General features: G+C 44.5%; 11 protein-coding genes. 4 read left to right on the forward strand and 7 right to left on the reverse strand.

The features are described 5' to 3' along the window. Positions 1-5 precede the first annotated feature (5 nt). The gene (locus FTV30_RS07860) at positions 6-1160 is read right to left on the reverse strand and encodes an acyl-CoA dehydrogenase family protein (protein ID WP_074383164.1); all 1155 of its coding nucleotides are present in this window, start codon (positions 1158-1160) and stop codon (positions 6-8) included. 480 nt (positions 1161-1640) lie between these two features. On the opposite strand from FTV30_RS07860, the gene FTV30_RS07865 reads away from it, so the two are divergent. Together FTV30_RS07865 and FTV30_RS07870 are read left to right on the forward strand one after the other, a co-directional pair. After that, entirely contained in the window at positions 1641-2477 is an 837-nt protein-coding gene (locus FTV30_RS07865; protein WP_005170895.1) for an IclR family transcriptional regulator, read from the forward strand. A gap of 220 nt (positions 2478-2697) precedes the next feature. Beyond that, positions 2698-4410: an electron transfer flavoprotein-ubiquinone oxidoreductase gene (locus tag FTV30_RS07870; RefSeq protein ID WP_180001374.1), complete on the forward strand. Its 1713-nt coding sequence runs from the start codon at positions 2698-2700 to the stop codon at positions 4408-4410. A gap of 295 nt (positions 4411-4705) precedes the next feature. On the opposite strand, the gene FTV30_RS07875 is transcribed toward FTV30_RS07870, so the two are convergent. The 5 genes from FTV30_RS07875 to betI form a co-directional block, all read right to left on the reverse strand. Next, positions 4706-6904 (reverse strand): OsmC domain/YcaO domain-containing protein, encoded by a 2199-nt coding sequence (locus FTV30_RS07875; RefSeq protein WP_180001375.1) that lies wholly within the window; start codon positions 6902-6904, stop codon positions 4706-4708. Between the two features lie 365 nt (positions 6905-7269). Continuing rightward, positions 7270-8040 carry a hypothetical protein gene (locus tag FTV30_RS07880; protein WP_100357599.1) on the reverse strand — a complete coding sequence of 257 codons (771 nt, stop codon included), beginning with the start codon at positions 8038-8040 and terminating at the stop codon, positions 7270-7272. A 147-nt stretch (positions 8041-8187) separates the two neighbouring features. Then, a complete protein-coding gene (gene betA / locus FTV30_RS07885; RefSeq protein WP_100354824.1) occupies positions 8188-9855 on the reverse strand; it encodes a choline dehydrogenase in 1668 nt (555 codons plus the stop codon). Between the two features lie 15 nt (positions 9856-9870). Then, positions 9871-11346, reverse strand: coding sequence for a betaine-aldehyde dehydrogenase (gene betB, locus FTV30_RS07890; RefSeq protein WP_180001376.1), 1476 nt, complete (start codon positions 11344-11346; stop codon positions 9871-9873). Positions 11347-11360: 14 nt separating this feature from the next. Further along, positions 11361-11948 (reverse strand): transcriptional regulator BetI, encoded by a 588-nt coding sequence (gene betI, locus FTV30_RS07895; protein WP_074382768.1) that lies wholly within the window; start codon positions 11946-11948, stop codon positions 11361-11363. 260 nt (positions 11949-12208) lie between these two features. Here betI and FTV30_RS07900 point away from each other — a divergent pair, with 260 nt between their 5' ends. Further along, complete coding sequence (locus FTV30_RS07900) at positions 12209-14245, forward strand: choline transporter (RefSeq protein ID WP_005170883.1); 2037 nt, start codon at positions 12209-12211, stop codon at positions 14243-14245. A 30-nt stretch (positions 14246-14275) separates the two neighbouring features. Continuing rightward, on the forward strand, positions 14276-14884 hold the full coding sequence (locus FTV30_RS07905) for a MarC family protein (RefSeq protein ID WP_100357603.1): 609 nt from the start codon (positions 14276-14278) through the stop codon (positions 14882-14884). Positions 14885-14967: 83 nt separating this feature from the next. On the opposite strand, the gene FTV30_RS07910 is transcribed toward FTV30_RS07905, so the two are convergent. Further along, a complete protein-coding gene (locus FTV30_RS07910) occupies positions 14968-17172 on the reverse strand; it encodes a TonB-dependent receptor domain-containing protein (RefSeq protein WP_180001389.1) in 2205 nt (734 codons plus the stop codon). Positions 17173-17304 lie beyond the last annotated feature (132 nt).

The raw sequence follows: 17304 nt of genomic DNA on the forward strand, positions 1-17304 counted from the left end.
TATGTTTAGGCTGTGGCCTGTTTAATCATTTCACGTGCAATAATAATTTGCTGGATTTGTGTCGTGCCTTCATATAAACGGAACAAACGCACATCACGGTAAAAACGTTCAATTGAATATTCACTGATATAGCCTGCTCCACCATGAATCTGTAAACAGCGGTCAGCAACACGACCACACATTTCAGTGGCAAACATTTTGGCGCAAGAGGCTTCCGTCGTCACATTCTGACCGGCATCACGCAGTCGGGCTGCATCCAGCACCATACATTTGGCTGCATAAATTTCAGCTTTAGAATCTGCCAACATGCCCTGAATCAGCTGAAAATTTGCAATAGCCTGACCAAACTGCTTGCGTTCTACCGCATAATTTAAGGCATCTTCCAGCATACGCTCTGCCATACCCACGCTATAGCCGGCAATATGTAAACGGCCTTTGTCCAGAACGCGCATGGCTGTCTTGAAACCAACGCCTTCAACACCACCAATCAGCTGGTCTTTATGCACCCGGCAATTATCGAAAATAACATCGCAGGTATAAGAACCATGTTGACCCATTTTTTTATCAATTTTGCCTAGGCTCAAGCCCGGTGTGCCCGCTTCTACCAGAAATGCTGAAATGCCACTGGCGCCTTTGATTTCTGGATTGGTGCGTGCCATGACTGTAAATGTCGTTGCACGTGGCGCATTGGTAATAAAACGTTTGGTGCCATTTAAAACATAATAATCGCCATCTTTTACCGCATTGGTTTTTAAAGATGCAGCATCTGAACCGGAATCTGGCTCAGTCAAACAGAAAGAACCAATGATTTCGCCGGTTGCATAACGCGGTAAATATTTCTGTTTTTGCTCTTCTGTACCATCAATGACGATGCCACTTGAACCAATACCGTTGTTGGTCCCGATTAGAGAACGGAATGCAGCCGATGTCCGGCCTAATTCCATCGCAACCAGAATTTCCTCTTCCATGGTAATGCCTAAACCGCCGTATTCTTCTGGAATCGTCAGACCAAACAAACCCAGTTCTTTCATCTGCTCCACAATATGTTCAGGAATGGCATTGTTCTCTTCTACTTCATGTTCGAGAGGAACCAGTTCATTTTTTACAAAATCTCGAATCGTAGACAGAAGTTGATCGAGCATTTCCGGATCGCGAATCATATGAATCTCCATGTATATGGTCTGGGTAAATTCCTTTACCGTTTTATTTTTAGTTTCGTATTACGAAATAAATAACCATAAAAATAAAAAATCAGCAAGCAAATTCGTCAAAAAATTTATTTTTTATAAAAAAACGAAATTTATCTGGCTTTAAAATGGATTTTATATAGAATAATATTTCACAATACGAAATTATTGCTTTTTAAATTTCGCTTTACTAACGCTGCTTTCTATAAGGAGCTGACCAGAGATGAGAGCTTAAAAAGTGGTAAAATTTATTGTTTATTTAAAGGCTTTATTTTAAAAATAGCTTCACTATTTTTTGCAGTTATTTACTCTGTATAGCAGCATTTAGACATGAGATAGAATAATATTTAGTCGTTACTCATATAATTCATCTACAATTTAAATGTTTTATTTTGTATCGTGAAACTAAGTTGCTATGATATTCATTAATTTACTTCTCTATTTCTGTAGACCATGACTAAAAATAAAACAGGTGAAATACCTAATTTTGATGAAATTCGCTTAGATCCGATCTCGCATATTCATCGCGAAAACAATCCCCAATTTATTGCGTCTATTGCGCGTGGCCTTGAGATTCTAAGATGCTTTTCTGCGACCAATCAGTTGTTGGGCAATCAAGAAATTGCACAAATGACCAATTTACCAAAGCCAACCGTGGCGCGTATTACCAGTACGCTGGTATCTTTAGGCTATCTGAAACAACTTCCAAATACGACTAAATATTTACTCGATGTCGGTGTACTGGCTCTGGGCTATTCTGCCTTAAGCAATATTTCTGCGCGAACCCAGGCCTATCCATTTATGGAAGAAATGTCACGTTATGCCCAGGCGCCAGTGGCAATGGCAACACGTGACCGTCTCAATATGATCTATCTGGAAGTGGTACATACAGATACGACTTTAACCATGCGCCGTTCAGTGGGTTCAACTTTACCAATTCATTCGAGTGCCATGGGGCGTGCATGTCTGGCGGCGATGGACGTGAAAGAACGTGAATATTTATTTGATGCCATTAAAAAAAGAAATGAAGATCAATGGACAACAATTAAACGAAATCTAGAACGCGCCATTCGCGATTATCAGGATTATGGTTATTGTTTATCTCTCGGAGACTGGGCCAAAGATGTGAACTCTGTGGCCGTTCCTTTGATTCATCCCAAACATGGTATTTTAACTTTTAACTGTGGTGCACCAAGTTATTTGCTAAATCAGGAAAAACTGGAAAATGAAATTGGCCCGCGTCTGATTCACATGGTGAATAGTATTGCCATGAACCTGAATAATATGTAAGTAAAACCTCTCATTCGGGCGGCTTAGGTCGCTCTTTTTATTTGTTGCAGCCAATAATAATTAAACCGTTTTCTAATATTGAACCGGATCTTTTCAATTCTATTCATTCTACAGCAATCCAAGACTCTCAAAATCTATCCCTATAAAAAACAAAAATTAGACTTCATAAGCCATCTGGATAATGCTATAAATATCGTATAGCAAAACTGGATTTTATATTATGGAAGATATAACAAGAGAATCGATGGAGTTTGACGTCGTCATCGTCGGCGCAGGCCCTGCAGGTCTATCTGCTGCGATCAAGATCCGTCAACTTGCAATTGAAAACAACTTAAATGATTTGTCCGTTTGTGTCGTAGAAAAAGGCTCCGAAGTCGGTGCACATATCCTGTCAGGTGCGGTACTTGAACCACGTGCCATCAATGAATTATTCCCGGACTGGAAAGATCAAGGCGCACCGCTCAATGTGCCGGTGACCGAAGATAAAACTTTCTTCCTGCTTTCAGATGAAAAATCACAAGAAGCCCCACACTGGATGGTGCCAAAAACCATGCATAACGATGGCAACTATGTCATCTCGCTGGGCAATGTGGTGCGCTGGTTAGGCCAGAAAGCGGAAGAACTGGAAGTCTCGATCTTTCCGGGCTTTGCCGCATCGGACATTCTGTATCATGCTGACGGTACCGTGAAAGGCATCCAGACCGGTGACATGGGCATTGGTAAAGATGGCGAACCAACGCATAACTTTACCCCGGGTTATGAACTGCATGCCAAATACACCATTTTTGCTGAAGGTTGTCGTGGCCACCTCGGTAAACGTCTGATCGAACAGTTCAACCTGGCCAAAGATGCAGATCCACAGCATTACGGTATCGGGATCAAAGAACTGTGGGAAATTGATCCGGCCAAGCACAAAGCGGGTCTGGTGATGCATGGTGCCGGCTGGCCACTCAATGAAACCGGCTCGAGTGGCGGCTGGTGGTTATACCATGCTGAAAATAATCAGGTGACTTTGGGCATGATCGTGGATCTGTCCTACACCAATCCGCATATGTATCCATTTATGGAAATGCAGTGCTGGAAAACCCATCCTCTGATTAAACAATATCTGGAAGGCGGCAAGCGTATTTCTTATGGCGCACGTGCCGTGACCAAAGGTGGCTTTAACTCACTGCCTAAATTTACCTTCCCGGGTGGCTCTTTAATTGGTGATGATGCAGGTTTCCTGAACTTTGCCAAAATCAAAGGTTCACATACGGCAATGAAGTCCGGCATGCTCTGCGGCGAAGCGGTATTTGAAGCGATTGCGGCTGGTGTGGAAAAAGGCGGTGATCTGGCGGTTGCGCGTGTAGTTGAAGGCGAAGATTTCTTTGTCAAAGAACTGACCGCCTATAAAGACAAGTTTGATGCAAGCTGGCTGAAAGAAGAGTTATATAACTCACGTAACTTTGGCCCGGCAATGCATAAATTCGGTCAATGGATCGGTGGTGCATTTAACTTCATTGATCAGAACGTGTTTAAAGTACCGTTTACCCTACATGATCTGGTACAAGACCATGCGGCACTGAAAACTCAGGCGGCTGAAACGTTTAAACCGAACTATCCTAAACCGGATGGCAAGCTGACCTTTGACCGTCTATCTTCAGTATTTGTATCCAATACCGTACATGAAGAAAACCAGCCTGCGCATTTAAAGCTGACTGATGCTTCGATTCCGGTGGAAGTGAACTTACCGAAATGGGATGAACCGGCACAGCGTTACTGCCCTGCGGGTGTATACGAAATCATGGAAAATAATGACGGTTCCAAGCGTTTCCAGATCAATGCAGCCAACTGTGTGCATTGCAAGACCTGCGATATTAAAGATCCGTCTCAGAACATCACCTGGGTAACACCGGAAGGTGGCGGTGGTCCGAATTACCCGAATATGTAAGGTAATTCTTGTGAATTAAAAAAAATATATATTTCTCTGATTCACTTACCCAATCTTGAAGCAGTTCGTACTAACTCTTCACTTTAATTTTTTAGGTAATCCCAGTTCTCTCGAGAGCTGGGATTAATAAATTTTAAAGTAAATCAAAATAAGCCTATATCACTCTATCTATTGCAATGAGATAGGAAAATAATCTGGTTTATTTCGTGCTGAAAAAATGGCTGACCCGAAACCGGATCAGCCATTTTAAAATCAGACCTGAACGACTAAAATTTGAGTCATTCAGGGAATTGATTTATTTTGCGACAAACTTGGCACGCGCAGCATGCAGTTTTTTATAGCTATCAATCAGGCGTAAATGACGATCCAGACCTTCAAGCTTCATACTGGTTTCAGTCAGGCCATGGAAACGAAGCGTGCCTTCAACTGAAGCCATAACCGCATCCATACGTTCATCTCCAAACATACGGCGGAAGTTGTGTGCATAATCTTCCAGCTCCATCTCGTCATCGAGCAGTACTTCAAGCACGACATTCATGCATTGGTAGAACAGGCCACGTTCAACGGTATTGGTATTGAACTGCAAGAACTGTTCAACCAGATCCTTGGCTTCTTCAAATTGCTGTAAAGCGATATAAATCAAGAGCTTTAGCTCAAGAATAGTGAGCTGTCCCCATTCAGTATTTTCATCGAATTCAACCCCGATCAAGGTTTTGATCTCGGTATAGTCATCCAGCTCACATTCTTCCAGACGCTCTACCAGCGCCTCAAGCTGTTCTTCATCCAGACGATGCAAGTTCAGGATATCTTCACGGAATGCCAAAGCCTTGTTGGTATTATCCCAGATCAGATCTTCGACCAGATAGATTTCAGAATAGCCTGGCACCAGGATACGACAAGCCGTTGCACCTAAATGTTGATAAACCGCCATATAGGCTTCATGACCGAGCTCTTCCAGAATGCCTAATAAAGCTGCAGCTTCATCTGCATTGGAGTTTTGACCATGGTTGGTGAAATCCCATTCCACAAATTCATGATCTGCTTTGGCACTAAAGAAACGCCAAGACACCACACCGCTCGAATCGATAAAGTGTTCGACATAGTTGTTCGGTTCAGTCACGGCATTTGAGCTAAAAGTTGGCTTCGGCAGGTCATTCAGACCTTCGAAGCTACGACCTTGCAGCAATTCAGTCAGACTGCGTTCAAGTGCCACTTCAAAATTTGGATGCGCGCCAAAAGATGCAAACACACCGCCAGTGCGCGGGTTCATCAAGGTCACACACATTACCGGGAATTGGCCGCCTAATGAAGCATCTTTGACCAGCACCGGGAAGCCCTGTTCCTCTAAACCTTTAATGCCTTCCACGATTTTTGGATATTTTGCCAGCACCTGTTCAGGCACATCCGGTAAAGCCAGTTCACCTTCAATAATTTCACGCTTGACTGCACGTTCAAAGATTTCTGACAGGCATTGCACCTGAGCTTCAGGCAAGGTATTCCCTGCACTCATGCCGTTACTTAAGTAAAGGTTTTCAATCAGATTTGATGGGAAATAAACAGTTTCACCATCAGAGTGCCGTACAAATGGCAGTGAACAAATGCCGCGTTCGGTGTTGCCCGAGTTGGTGTCATAAAGATGAGTACCTAAAAGTTCATCTTCAGGATCATAAATTTCAAGCGTGTATTCGTCTAAGACTTCCTGTGGAAGTTCGCCATTTGGACCCGGCTTAAACCATTTTTCATCCGGATAATGTACAAATTCTGCATTGGCAATGTCTTCACCCCAGAACTGGTCATTATAGAAAAAGTTACAGTTCAAGCGCTCGATGAACTCGCCCAGTGCAGATGCCAGCGCACTTTCCTTGGTTGAACCTTTACCATTGGTAAAGCACATTGGCGACTGTGCATCACGAATATGCAATGACCATACGTTTGGTACGATATTGCGCCATGATGCGATTTCAATCTTCATGCCCAGACCGGCCAGAATGGCAGACATATTGGCAATGGTTTCTTCCAAAGGCAGATCTTTGCCCGGAATAAAAGTGCTGTTTTCAGAGGCCAGACTTGGCATTAACAAGGCTTGCGCATCGGCATCAATGCTTTCGACTTCTTCAATCACAAACTCAGGGCCAGTCTGGATCACTTTCTTGACCGTACAACGGTCAATCGAACGTAAAATGCCCTGGCGGTCTTTTTCTGAAATATCAGCTGGCAGTTCAACCTGAATTTTAAAAATCTGTTTATAACGGTTTTCAGGATCGACAATATTGTTTTGTGACAGGCGAATATTTTCGGTCGGAATATCACGTGCTGCACAATATACTTTGACAAAGTAAGCTGCACAAAGTGCCGATGAGGCCAGAAAATAATCGAATGGACCGGGTGCAGAACCATCGCCTTTGTAACGAATCGGTTGATCGGCAATCACCGTGAAGTCATCAAATTTGGCTTCTTGGCGCAGATTGTCGAGATAATTGACCTTGATTTCCATGTGGACACCTAAATGTTCTTATGTGCCGCCATGGACAAATAAGATGCTGAATCTGAATGTACAAGCCGAATCACGCAGGAGAACTTGACTTAAAAATAAATCAGGGTAATAACGTAGTCATGAGACTACGGCGAACCCTTTAAGAATGGGCGCTATTATAGAGTCATTTGATGAAATTGATAACGTTTGTGACTTTTTCCGCGATATTTTCTATAAAGCTAAGAAATAGGAACAACATGAATCAACACATTTAAAATTTGTGACGATCCATGTGTTGCTTTTAATATCGAATGAGCGCTTCTGATGTAGCTTTAAAATATGTATAGACAGATTAACAATAATTTCATCTTCTAAGCTTTAAGGCCTTAAAAATCATAGCTTAAACCGAATAAAGCCAGATTTCGCTGCTTGTCACCGTAGCGGTCATAGCCCCCCAGCAGATATTCGCCTGACACACTTAATTGAGGCAAGATTGCATAACTCAGTCCGGCAGACGCATAACGGAAGGCATGCTGTTTTTGGGTATCGCCCAGTTCTCCACCTTCATATTTGCCTTCATCATTAAAATAGCTACCTGCAGCAGTCAGACTGGCATTCACACGATCATTCAATTGATGGTTCAGATTCAGCGTATAAAAGGTATCGCCCTGATTGGCATAGGCCACATCATAAAGATAGGTCGATACGCTCGCGCCAATACTGGTTTTTTCATCCAGCATACGGCTGACATTTAAACCCAACTCATTACCGGTGGTGTTTTCGCCCCCTGGATAATAGTAGGTGGCATTCCAGAAATCCCAATCATAATGTTCCGAGCTGTGCGTATAACCGACCAGAAAATCATGCTCGAATTTATCGGTGCTATGCCCTTTGCGTCCTTGCACCTCAGCATAGGAATAACCCAATGTAGAACCCCAATAGCCCACATAAAAGTTGCCATAGGCCAAATTCAACCCTGCTTGTAGTGCAATATTATCGTCTTCCGGTGCATTGCTTAAACCACGTGATACATATTTAGACACCACGCTCAGGTTGCCACTTGCTTGTATTTGATTATTTTGAACGTCATTTGCAAAACTACAAATACTGGAAAATGTGACACAGCCGAAGAGCAAGGTTTGATTTAAGATTCTCATAAAATATAAAATTCTTTTTAGGTAAATAAAAGGGCTGAACACATGATGCAGCCCTACTTAAAGATTGATTAATATCAAAATATACAGCTTATTTTAACGCATAATTAATATAAGTTTATGCCTATTTCCACCTGTAAAATAGAAATTTCAAGCTTGGCTTGAGACTCGAGCTGCCTGATAAAACGGCGCAGTCGATGCAGCTAAAGCCGGATTTCCCCGAATATGATCTGCCAGTTTCTCGGCCATCATGATGGTGGTGGCATTCAAATTTCCGGTAATAATTAAGGGCATGATGGAAGCATCAATGACTCTGAGACCCTGCATTTCATGTACCCGGCCATAACCGTCCACAACTGCCATATCATCCTCGCCCATTTTACAGCTAGAAGATGGGTGATATGCGGTTTCAGCATGATTACGCACAAACTCGTCAATCTGGGTATCTGTCTGTACAGCTTGACCCGGACTGATTTCTTCACCCCGATAAGGATCAAGTGCTGGCTGGTGCATAATTTCCCGGGTAATCCGGATGGCATCCCGGAATTCGCGCCAATCCTGCTCGGTACTCATATAGTTAAATAAAATACTTGGATGCTCAAACGGATCTTTGGATTTGAGTTGTATACGCCCGCGGGAGGGTGAACGCATCGAACCGACATGCGCCTGAAAACCATGCTCATGAATGGCATTGGTTCCATTATAGTTAATTGCAATCGGCAGGAAATGATACTGGATATTGGGCCAGTCGAACTCGTCGGAGGAGCGGATAAAGCCACCTGCTTCAAACTGATTACTGGCACCAATACCTGTGCCTAGAAATAACCATTCAGCACCAATCATCGGCTGGTTATACCACTTTAAGGCGGGATAGAGACTGACCGGTTTTTTACACTGGTATTGCAGGTACATTTCCAGATGATCCTGCAAGTTTTCGCCCACACCCGGCAAGTCCTGAACGACCGGAATGTCCAGACTTTTTAATAATGCGGCAGGACCCACACCTGAACGCTGCAAAATTTGCGGGGAAGCAATCGTCCCGGCACACAGCAGAACTTCTTTATCGGCAAAGACCTGAATGGGTTGTAAGGCATTTTGACCTTCAAAATATTCCACGCCAATCGCCTGCTTCTGGCTAAACAGAATTCTATTGGTCATGGCATGGGTAATAATAGTGAGATTGTCGCGCCCTTTGGCCATATCCAGATAACCGCGCGCGGTACTGGAACGGCGGCCTTGCGGAGTCACGGTACGATCCATCGGGCCAAAGCCTTCCTGCTGATAGCCATTTAAATCGTCCGTTCGTGGATAACCGGCCTGTACACCAGCTTCGATCATGGCATGAAACAGCTCATTATTATCATTTTTTGGCGTTGCGACTGAAACCGGCCCGGCATCACCATGGTAGTCATTGCCACCAATATCACGCGTTTCAGCCTTTTTATAATAGGGCAGACATTCTGCATAGCTCCAGTGTTCCAGACCTTTCAAACTGGCCCACTGTTCCAGATCCATGGCATTGCCCCGGATATAACACATGCCATTAATCAGCGATGAACCACCCAGACCTTTACCACGTCCGCATTCCATACGGCGATTATTCATATGTGGTTCAGGATCGGTCAGATAGGCCCAGTTATAACGCCGTCCCTGTAAAGGATAGGCCAAGGCGGCCGGCATCTGGGTTCTAAAATCCAGACGATAATCCGGCCCGCCCGCCTCTAACAGCAAGACTTTGGTGTCCGGATCTTCAGTCAATCGAGCAGCCAGCACATTTCCGGCCGAGCCTGCCCCGATAATAATATAATCGTAATTCATCAAGCGGAGACCTCCTTATGCGCTAAACACGGACTGGAATGGGCTCAATTCCACCTGAACCGATTTGGTCTGGGTATATTGCTGCAAGGTCATAATTCCATTTTCACGCCCTACGCCCGAGTGTTTATAACCACCGACCGGCATTTCCGCTGGAGATTCGCCCCAGGTATTAATCCAGCAAATTCCGGCTTCAATCTGGTGAATGATACGATGCGCGCGGGCAAGATCAGGAGTCACCACACCTGCAGCCAGCCCATATTCGGTCGCATTGGCACGGCGAATGACTTCTTCTTCAGTGTCATAGCTTAAAATACTCATGACTGGACCAAAGATTTCGTCACGGACAATCGTCATGTCGTCACGGCAATCGGTGAATACCGTTGGTAGCACATAAGCGCCTTGAGCAAACTGCTCATCTTCGGCACGGCTGCCACCACACAATAAGTGTGCACCTTCGATCTTGCCCTTTTCAATATAGCCCAGCACTTTTTCCATATGAGAGAAGCTGGACACTGGACCAAAATTTGTCTCAGGATCAAGTGGGTCCCCCATCCGGATATAAGGAATACGCTGCAGAATCTTTTCTTCAAATTCTGCTTTCAAGGCTAAAGGTACAAATACGCGGGTACCATTGGTACAGACCTGACCGGAACTATAGAAGTTGGCCATCATGGCTATATTTGCTGCCAGATCCAGATCGGCATCTTCACAGATAATCAGCGGGGATTTTCCGCCCAGCTCCATAGTCACTTCTTTCAGACTGGAATTCGCAGCTTGGGCCATGACTTTTTTGCCGGTCGCGACACCACCAGTAAATGAAACTTTGGCTATGTCCGGATGTGAGGTCAGATAGCCACCAATTTCACCACTGCCGGTCACCACATTGAATACGCCATGCGGCACGCCTGCTTCAGTATAAATTTCTGCCAGTTTTAATGCAGTTAAAGGCGTTATTTCACTGGCTTTAAAGATCATGGCATTGCCTGCTGCCAGTGCAGGTGCAGATTTCCATAAGGCAATTTGAATCGGATAATTCCACGCACCAATCCCGGCAACCACACCCAAAGGTTCACGGCGGGTATAGACAAACGAACTGCTTCTGAGCGGGATTTGCTGGCCTTCTAATGCTGGCAAAATACCTGCATAGTATTCGAGTACATCTGCGCCTGTCGCAATATCGACGGTGGATGTTTCACTGAAAGCTTTACCACTGTCGAGACTTTCTAAACGTGCCAGCTCGTCATTACGTTCACGGAGGATAGCAACCGCCTTGTTCAAGATACGGGAACGTTGAATTGCTGTCATTTCTGCCCAGACTTTTTGTCCTTGCTGTGCCGATTCAACAGCGCGATCGATATCTTCTCGCGTACATACCTGCACGTCTGCCAGAATTTCGCCAGTTGCAGGATTAATCGTTTGAAACGTGCTATTGGATGTTGCATCGACATATTGGCCGTGAATATAAGGACGCTGTAAATGATAGGTAGTCACTGTAATTCCCTCGCCTATTTGTGTGATTTCAATTGCTGCTGGATAAACTGGCTACACAGTTCGATCGGCATTTCTGGATCAATCTCGCCACTGATCAGTGCGCCGCGTAACCAGAATCCGTCGATCAGTGCAGCTAGCCCTTGTGCCGCTTTTTCTGCTTCTGATTTGGACAGCACTTTCATAAATTCGTGCTTGAGATTGGAATGTAAGCGGTAATGGTTAACCTGTTGCAACCGATGCAAGTCCGGTTGATGCAAGCTGCTCGCCCAAAATGCCAGCCAGACTTTCATAGCGGCCTTATTGGTTTGAGGTGCAGCAAAATTACCCCGTACAATGGCAAGCAAACGTTGCTCAGGTGTGGCATTCACCTGGGTCTGCATCTCTGCCACGGTTTTACCTAACTGCTGCAATAAATAACGCATTGTTGCTTCAATGAGGCCATTTTTCCCGCCAAAATAATGGCTTATGATGCCGGTCGAAACACCGGCACGTTGTGCAATCTGGCTGATTGAGGTTTCTGCAAAACCTAGTTCATTTACAGCAGCTAGGGTCGCGTCAATAAGCTGTTGACGGCGGATCGGTTGCATACCAACTTTTGGCATAAGACTAACCTGAATAACGAATCTATAAATCGGACTCATGCTGCAATAGCAGAATGAGGTAACATTAAAAAACGTTTTTTTAATTGAACGATCAATTAATAAAAATTATAGTGCCTAGCAACCTCAGATGTACAGCGCAGTTTGTTTTGGATTTGCAAATGTTTGTAATTGATTCGGCTTTGACTCTTTAAGTGTCGAACCCTGTGTCAAATCGAACTGCGCTGTAAATCACATGACAATAAAACTACGGTCACAGATTTATGCAAAAGAAAACTGAACAAGTGCAGGATAGTCTGAATAAAGTGGTGTTTTATGTTTCAGCAACACTTATTCTGCTTTTTTCTCTCGTTACGATTTTATTCAATCAACAGGCCAATCTGGTCATCACCAATATTCTGAACTGGGTCAGTCGTACATTTAGCTGGTATTACCTGCTGGCTGCCACTTTGTATCTGGTGTTTATTATTTTTATTGCCTGTTCACGTTATGGGGAAATTAAATTAGGGCCTAAACATTCCAAGCCTGAATTTAGTTTATTAAGCTGGTCAGCCATGTTGTTTTCTGCCGGAATCGGGATTGACCTGATGTTCTTCTCGGTGGCGGAACCTCTCTCGCATTATATGAATCCACCCGTCGGTGAAGGCCAGACTTTCGAGGCGGCTCGCCAGTCCATGGTCTGGACCCTGTTCCACTATGGTTTAACTGGCTGGAGCATGTATGCACTGATAGGTGTGGCCCTGGGCTATTTCAGTTATCGTTATAACCTGCCGCTGACCATCCGTTCGGCACTCTATCCGATTTTTGGTAAAAAGATTCATGGCCCGATTGGGCATACGGTCGATACTGCGGCAGTACTCGGCACGATTTTCGGTATTGCGACCACCTGCGGTATTGGTGTGGTCCAGCTCAATTACGGCCTGCATGTGCTGTTTGATTTACCGGAAAACCTGTGGGTACAGACCGGATTAATCGCAGTCGCGGTGATTATTACCATTATTTCTGTTGCATCCGGTGTCAATAAAGGCATCCGCGTCCTTTCAGAAATTAATATTTATGTCTCGATTGGCCTGTTACTGTTTATTTTAATGATGGGCAATACCGAATTCTTGCTGGCCGCCCTGATTCAGAACTTTGGTGACTATATCAGTCAGTTTCCAAAGCTGTCCTTAACCAGTTTTCCATTTGAGCAACCTAAAGAATGGATGAACAGCTGGACCTTGTTCTTCTGGGCCTGGTGGATTGCCTGGTCTCCTTTTGTCGGGCTGTTTCTGGCGCGTATTTCACGTGGACGAACCATCCGTGAGTTTGTCGCCGGCACCTTGATTATTCCCCTATTATTTACCCTGACCTGGTTATCTATTTTTGGTAATAGTGCACTCCATAGCGTCATGTTTGATGGCAATACTCAACTGGCGACCACAGTCCTGGAAAATCCGGCACATGGTTTCTATGACTTGCTGGCGCAATATCCTGGCTTTAGCTTTATCGCAGGGATCGCGACCATTACCGGTTTGTTGTTCTATGTCACTTCTGCGGATTCTGGCGCTTTGGTACTGGGGAATTTCACCACTAAATTTACCAATATCGAGCATGATTCACCGCGCTGGCTGAGTATTTTCTGGGCCATTGCGATTGGCTTGCTGACTTTGGCGATGCTGATGGCCAACGGTGTTACAGCCTTGCAAAACACCACCATTATTATGGGACTGCCTTTTAGCTTTGTGATTTTCTTTGTCATGGCGGGCCTGTATAAATCCCTGCGTCTGGAAGATTTCCGTCAGGCCAGTACCAGTATGAATGCGGCACCTGTGGTCGGAAACGTGGACATCTTTAACTGGAAAAAACGGCTGAGTCGGGTGATGTTACATCCAAGCCTGTCCCAGACCCGAAGCATGCTAAATGAGGTGTGCAAACCGGCTATCGAGGCTGTTGCAGCCGAACTCATCACTAAAGGTGTGCATGTTGATGTACAGGAAAAACCGGTAGAGGATGAACCGGAACTCTATCATCTGGATTTGATTATTCAGCTCGATGAAGAAGAAAATTTTGTTTATGAAATCTGGCCGGTGCGTTATGACACCCCAAACTTCAGTTCGCGCGGGAAACGTGCCAAACGTTATTACTATCGTCTGGAAAGCTATCTGTTTGAAGGTTCGCAAGGCAATGATCTGGTCGGTTATAGCAAGGAACAGGTCATTAACGACATTCTGGATAAATATGAACGTCATATGATGTATCTGCATATTAACCGTATCAGTCCGGGTACACGCCCGCTGTTTCCAGACCGTGAAAATTAATACCGTCCAAGGCCCTAGAAGGAATCGATAATGTCAGAAAGCTTACATGCCTTTGCCCTGTTCTTCTCTTTACTCAATCCATTTTTGATGAGTATTTATATGCTCGGAATTATCCGTAATTCCGAAGCCAAAGTCTTTAACATGGCATTGATTCAGGGCAGCCTGATCAGCTTTATCGTCTTTATTATTTTTGCCAAGACCGGTGAAGCCTTTTTTCAGGAAGTACTGCATGTCCGTTTTGAATCTTTCCAGATTTTTGGCGGTATCATTTTTCTGGTGATTGGTTATCGCTATGTCTTTGAAGGCGCCGATACCATTGGCGTGATGCGTGGGGCGCCTCATCATCTGGCAGGCACCATTGCCATGCCATTTATGATTGGCCCGGGCACCATTTCAGCGGCGGTGATTACCGGAATTCAGCTCAGTTTATGGCAAACGATGCTGGTGATTTTTCTTACCCTGTTTTTGACCTGTAGCCTGCTGATTTTAATGAAATACCTGCATGATCATTTGCAGCATAAATATTCCAACTATATAGATTTATATGTGGATATTGTTGGCCGTGTTGCTGCGCTGCTGATTGGTACCATTGCGATCGACATGATCGTCACGGGCGTCAATGGAATTATCCAGGGATAATCAAGAAGCACTTCTGATATTAAATTGACCAAAAAAAAGAGCGGGTTAATCCCCGCTCTTTTTTTGCTATTAAAGCCTAACTTTTAAAACTTGAAAGATACGCCAGCATAAGTCGAGAATCCTTCTCCCGGCGAAGATCGGGCTACATCATCACCTTGATCGTTATAGCCTGGAATCACGACCGCAGCATATTTTTCATCGGTAATATTATTGAAGTTGATCCAGGTTTTCCAGGACTGATGTTCAGGTGCATAACCCAGATCAATGCCCCAGATCTGGTAATCATCACTAAAGCGGCTATTGGCATAATCATGCGCCATTCTAGAGGCATATTCGGTATTCAGGCCAATATAAAAACCATTATGCAGGGCATAACTGAGCTGTGCCTGATACAAATGTTTTGGAATCCCGGGCAACTGGTTTTCGCCAAACAGCGGATCATTTTTGTATTGGAAATCACTCAGTGTATAGGCCTGTTGCAAGCGTAACTCGCCGTGTTTAAATTCATGCAATGGTGTATCAAAACTGAGTTCGACACCTTGATGAATGGTTGGCGTGGCATTTGCTTCTACACTAATTCTTTCCTCTGAAGTAGTAGAATCAGAATCATTCCCGTAATTTTTAATCATTTCAGAAGACAATAGCTCCTTTTTAATCTTGGAATAATAGTAGCTCAGTGCCCAGTCTCCAAAACATGATTGTCCACGCCCACCCAGTTCAAAGCTATGGGCGGTTTGCGTATCCAAATAGATTGGCGCACGTACTCGATTTGATGCAGCTCCACTGTCTTTAGAATAGTAATAAGGTGAAGACCAAGCCATTGCCCAAGGATGTGCCGGTTCAATACTACGGCTTAAATTGGCAAACCATTGCACAGAGTCATTTGGCTGATAGGTCAATCCAAGTCGTGGTGCAAAATTCCATTCATAACGACTGACTTTAGGATCTACATAAGGACCTGAATTTGGATCAGGAATAATATTTGCATAAGTCACTTCACTTTCACGATGGGCATAGACTGCTGCAAGACCCAGATCTAGGGAGAGCTGGTCATTGAGCGCCGTCTGCTGATCAAATTGCAATACATTGTCTGAACCACGATAGGTATAACGGCGCGTGACCGTATCTGCCGGATATGTTTGATTACCAATTTCTGTATTAAATCTTAAAGTTTCCGTTACACCACTGTTTGGACGATGGGTGGTACTGCGTAAGGCAATACGCCCCTGATGTTCCAGACCCAACAATTGATAGGGCTTTTCATACTGAATACGTGCAGTAATATCTTCATAATCGACATTGGTACGATAGCGACTTTCACGTAAGTCTAACGGATAATGATGATATGCCAGACTAGCAGTCAATTTTGCATCATCCTGCAAATTCCAGGTGGTGGTGTTGGCGAGCCAGGTACTGCCCGGCTGGATACGTTTGGCATCAATTCCTACAAAATTAGGATCAGCTACTTCAGGATTGTTTTTTAATTGTTCCTGGGTAATACGCCCCGGTGTCAGATGTTTGCTTTCGCGGTAACGGGCATAAAAACGGGTTTCAATGTCCGGGCTAATCTGGTAGCCGAGATTAAAAGCCAGGCCTTTGCCATCACCTTTGGCATGATCCTGAATTCCGTCAAACTGGTTACCCGTTAGTGCCAGATAATAATCCAGCTGATCCAGTTTACGGCCGGTACTGAACTGATATTTTTGATAACCATGACTGCCTGCCTCATACTTCAGTTCAGAACCATTCTGCTCGGCACCAGTCTTGCTTTTATAGTTAATCGCTCCGCCTAGCGCCAGCGCCCCCTGTTTAAAACCGTTTGCACCGCGATAGACGCCGACATGATCAATCCACCAAGGCTCTAGTAATTCATAAGCGGTGCCGCCCGGCCCGGTAAATGGAATGTCATCAATCAGCACAAAGGTACCAGAGGCATGCGCACCTGATGTCCGGTTAATACCCGAGCCACGGATAGACACTTTGGCGCCTTCATTGCCCGGGGATTGAGCATAGATACCGGGTTGCAGACGAAATACATCGGCATTATTTGCAATATGTTGATGTTCAAGCTGCTGGGCTGAAATAAAATTGGTTCCACCTGAGGTTTGCGCAAGCTCGGTCTGGTATTGCTGCTGCGGATCTGTCTGTTCAGCACTGACCACGATGGTGTTGAGTTGTTGCACAGGATGCTGGCTGCGAGATGTTTCAGCATAGACAGCACTGGAAAGAACTGAAAGGATCATCAAGCTTAGCGGTTTTTTGTTCAGCGGAATTGTTCTCGTGCTCATATCGGGTTTATACAATCCTGTATACATGATCCTAATCCTAGAGGGATTCTGGTTTTAAAAATTATGCTGTAGCATAAATGAACAATGCCGAATCAAGGCATTATTTTCTGCCAAAAAACTGACTGATCAGCG

The organism is Acinetobacter sp. YH12255, assembly GCF_013417355.1.
Taxonomy (GTDB): Bacteria; Pseudomonadota; Gammaproteobacteria; order Pseudomonadales; family Moraxellaceae; genus Acinetobacter; species Acinetobacter pseudolwoffii.

What these genes read in the sequence shown, in the direction of transcription:
- FTV30_RS07870 (WP_180001374.1), top strand. Translation starts at nt 2,698, where the DNA reads ATGGAAGATATAACAAGAGAATCGATGGAGTTTGACGTCGTCATCGTC.
- FTV30_RS07900 (WP_005170883.1), top strand. Translation starts at nt 12,209, where the DNA reads ATGCAAAAGAAAACTGAACAAGTGCAGGATAGTCTGAATAAAGTGGTG.
- FTV30_RS07910 (WP_180001389.1), bottom strand. Translation starts at nt 17,172, where the DNA reads ATGAGCACGAGAACAATTCCGCTGAACAAAAAACCGCTAAGCTTGATG.
- FTV30_RS07905 (WP_100357603.1), top strand. Translation starts at nt 14,276, where the DNA reads ATGTCAGAAAGCTTACATGCCTTTGCCCTGTTCTTCTCTTTACTCAAT.
- FTV30_RS07860 (WP_074383164.1), bottom strand. Translation starts at nt 1,160, where the DNA reads ATGATTCGCGATCCGGAAATGCTCGATCAACTTCTGTCTACGATTCGA.
- betA (WP_100354824.1), bottom strand. Translation starts at nt 9,855, where the DNA reads ATGAATTACGATTATATTATTATCGGGGCAGGCTCGGCCGGAAATGTG.
- betI (WP_074382768.1), bottom strand. Translation starts at nt 11,948, where the DNA reads ATGCCAAAAGTTGGTATGCAACCGATCCGCCGTCAACAGCTTATTGAC.
- FTV30_RS07880 (WP_100357599.1), bottom strand. Translation starts at nt 8,040, where the DNA reads ATGAGAATCTTAAATCAAACCTTGCTCTTCGGCTGTGTCACATTTTCC.
- FTV30_RS07865 (WP_005170895.1), top strand. Translation starts at nt 1,641, where the DNA reads ATGACTAAAAATAAAACAGGTGAAATACCTAATTTTGATGAAATTCGC.
- FTV30_RS07875 (WP_180001375.1), bottom strand. Translation starts at nt 6,904, where the DNA reads ATGGAAATCAAGGTCAATTATCTCGACAATCTGCGCCAAGAAGCCAAA.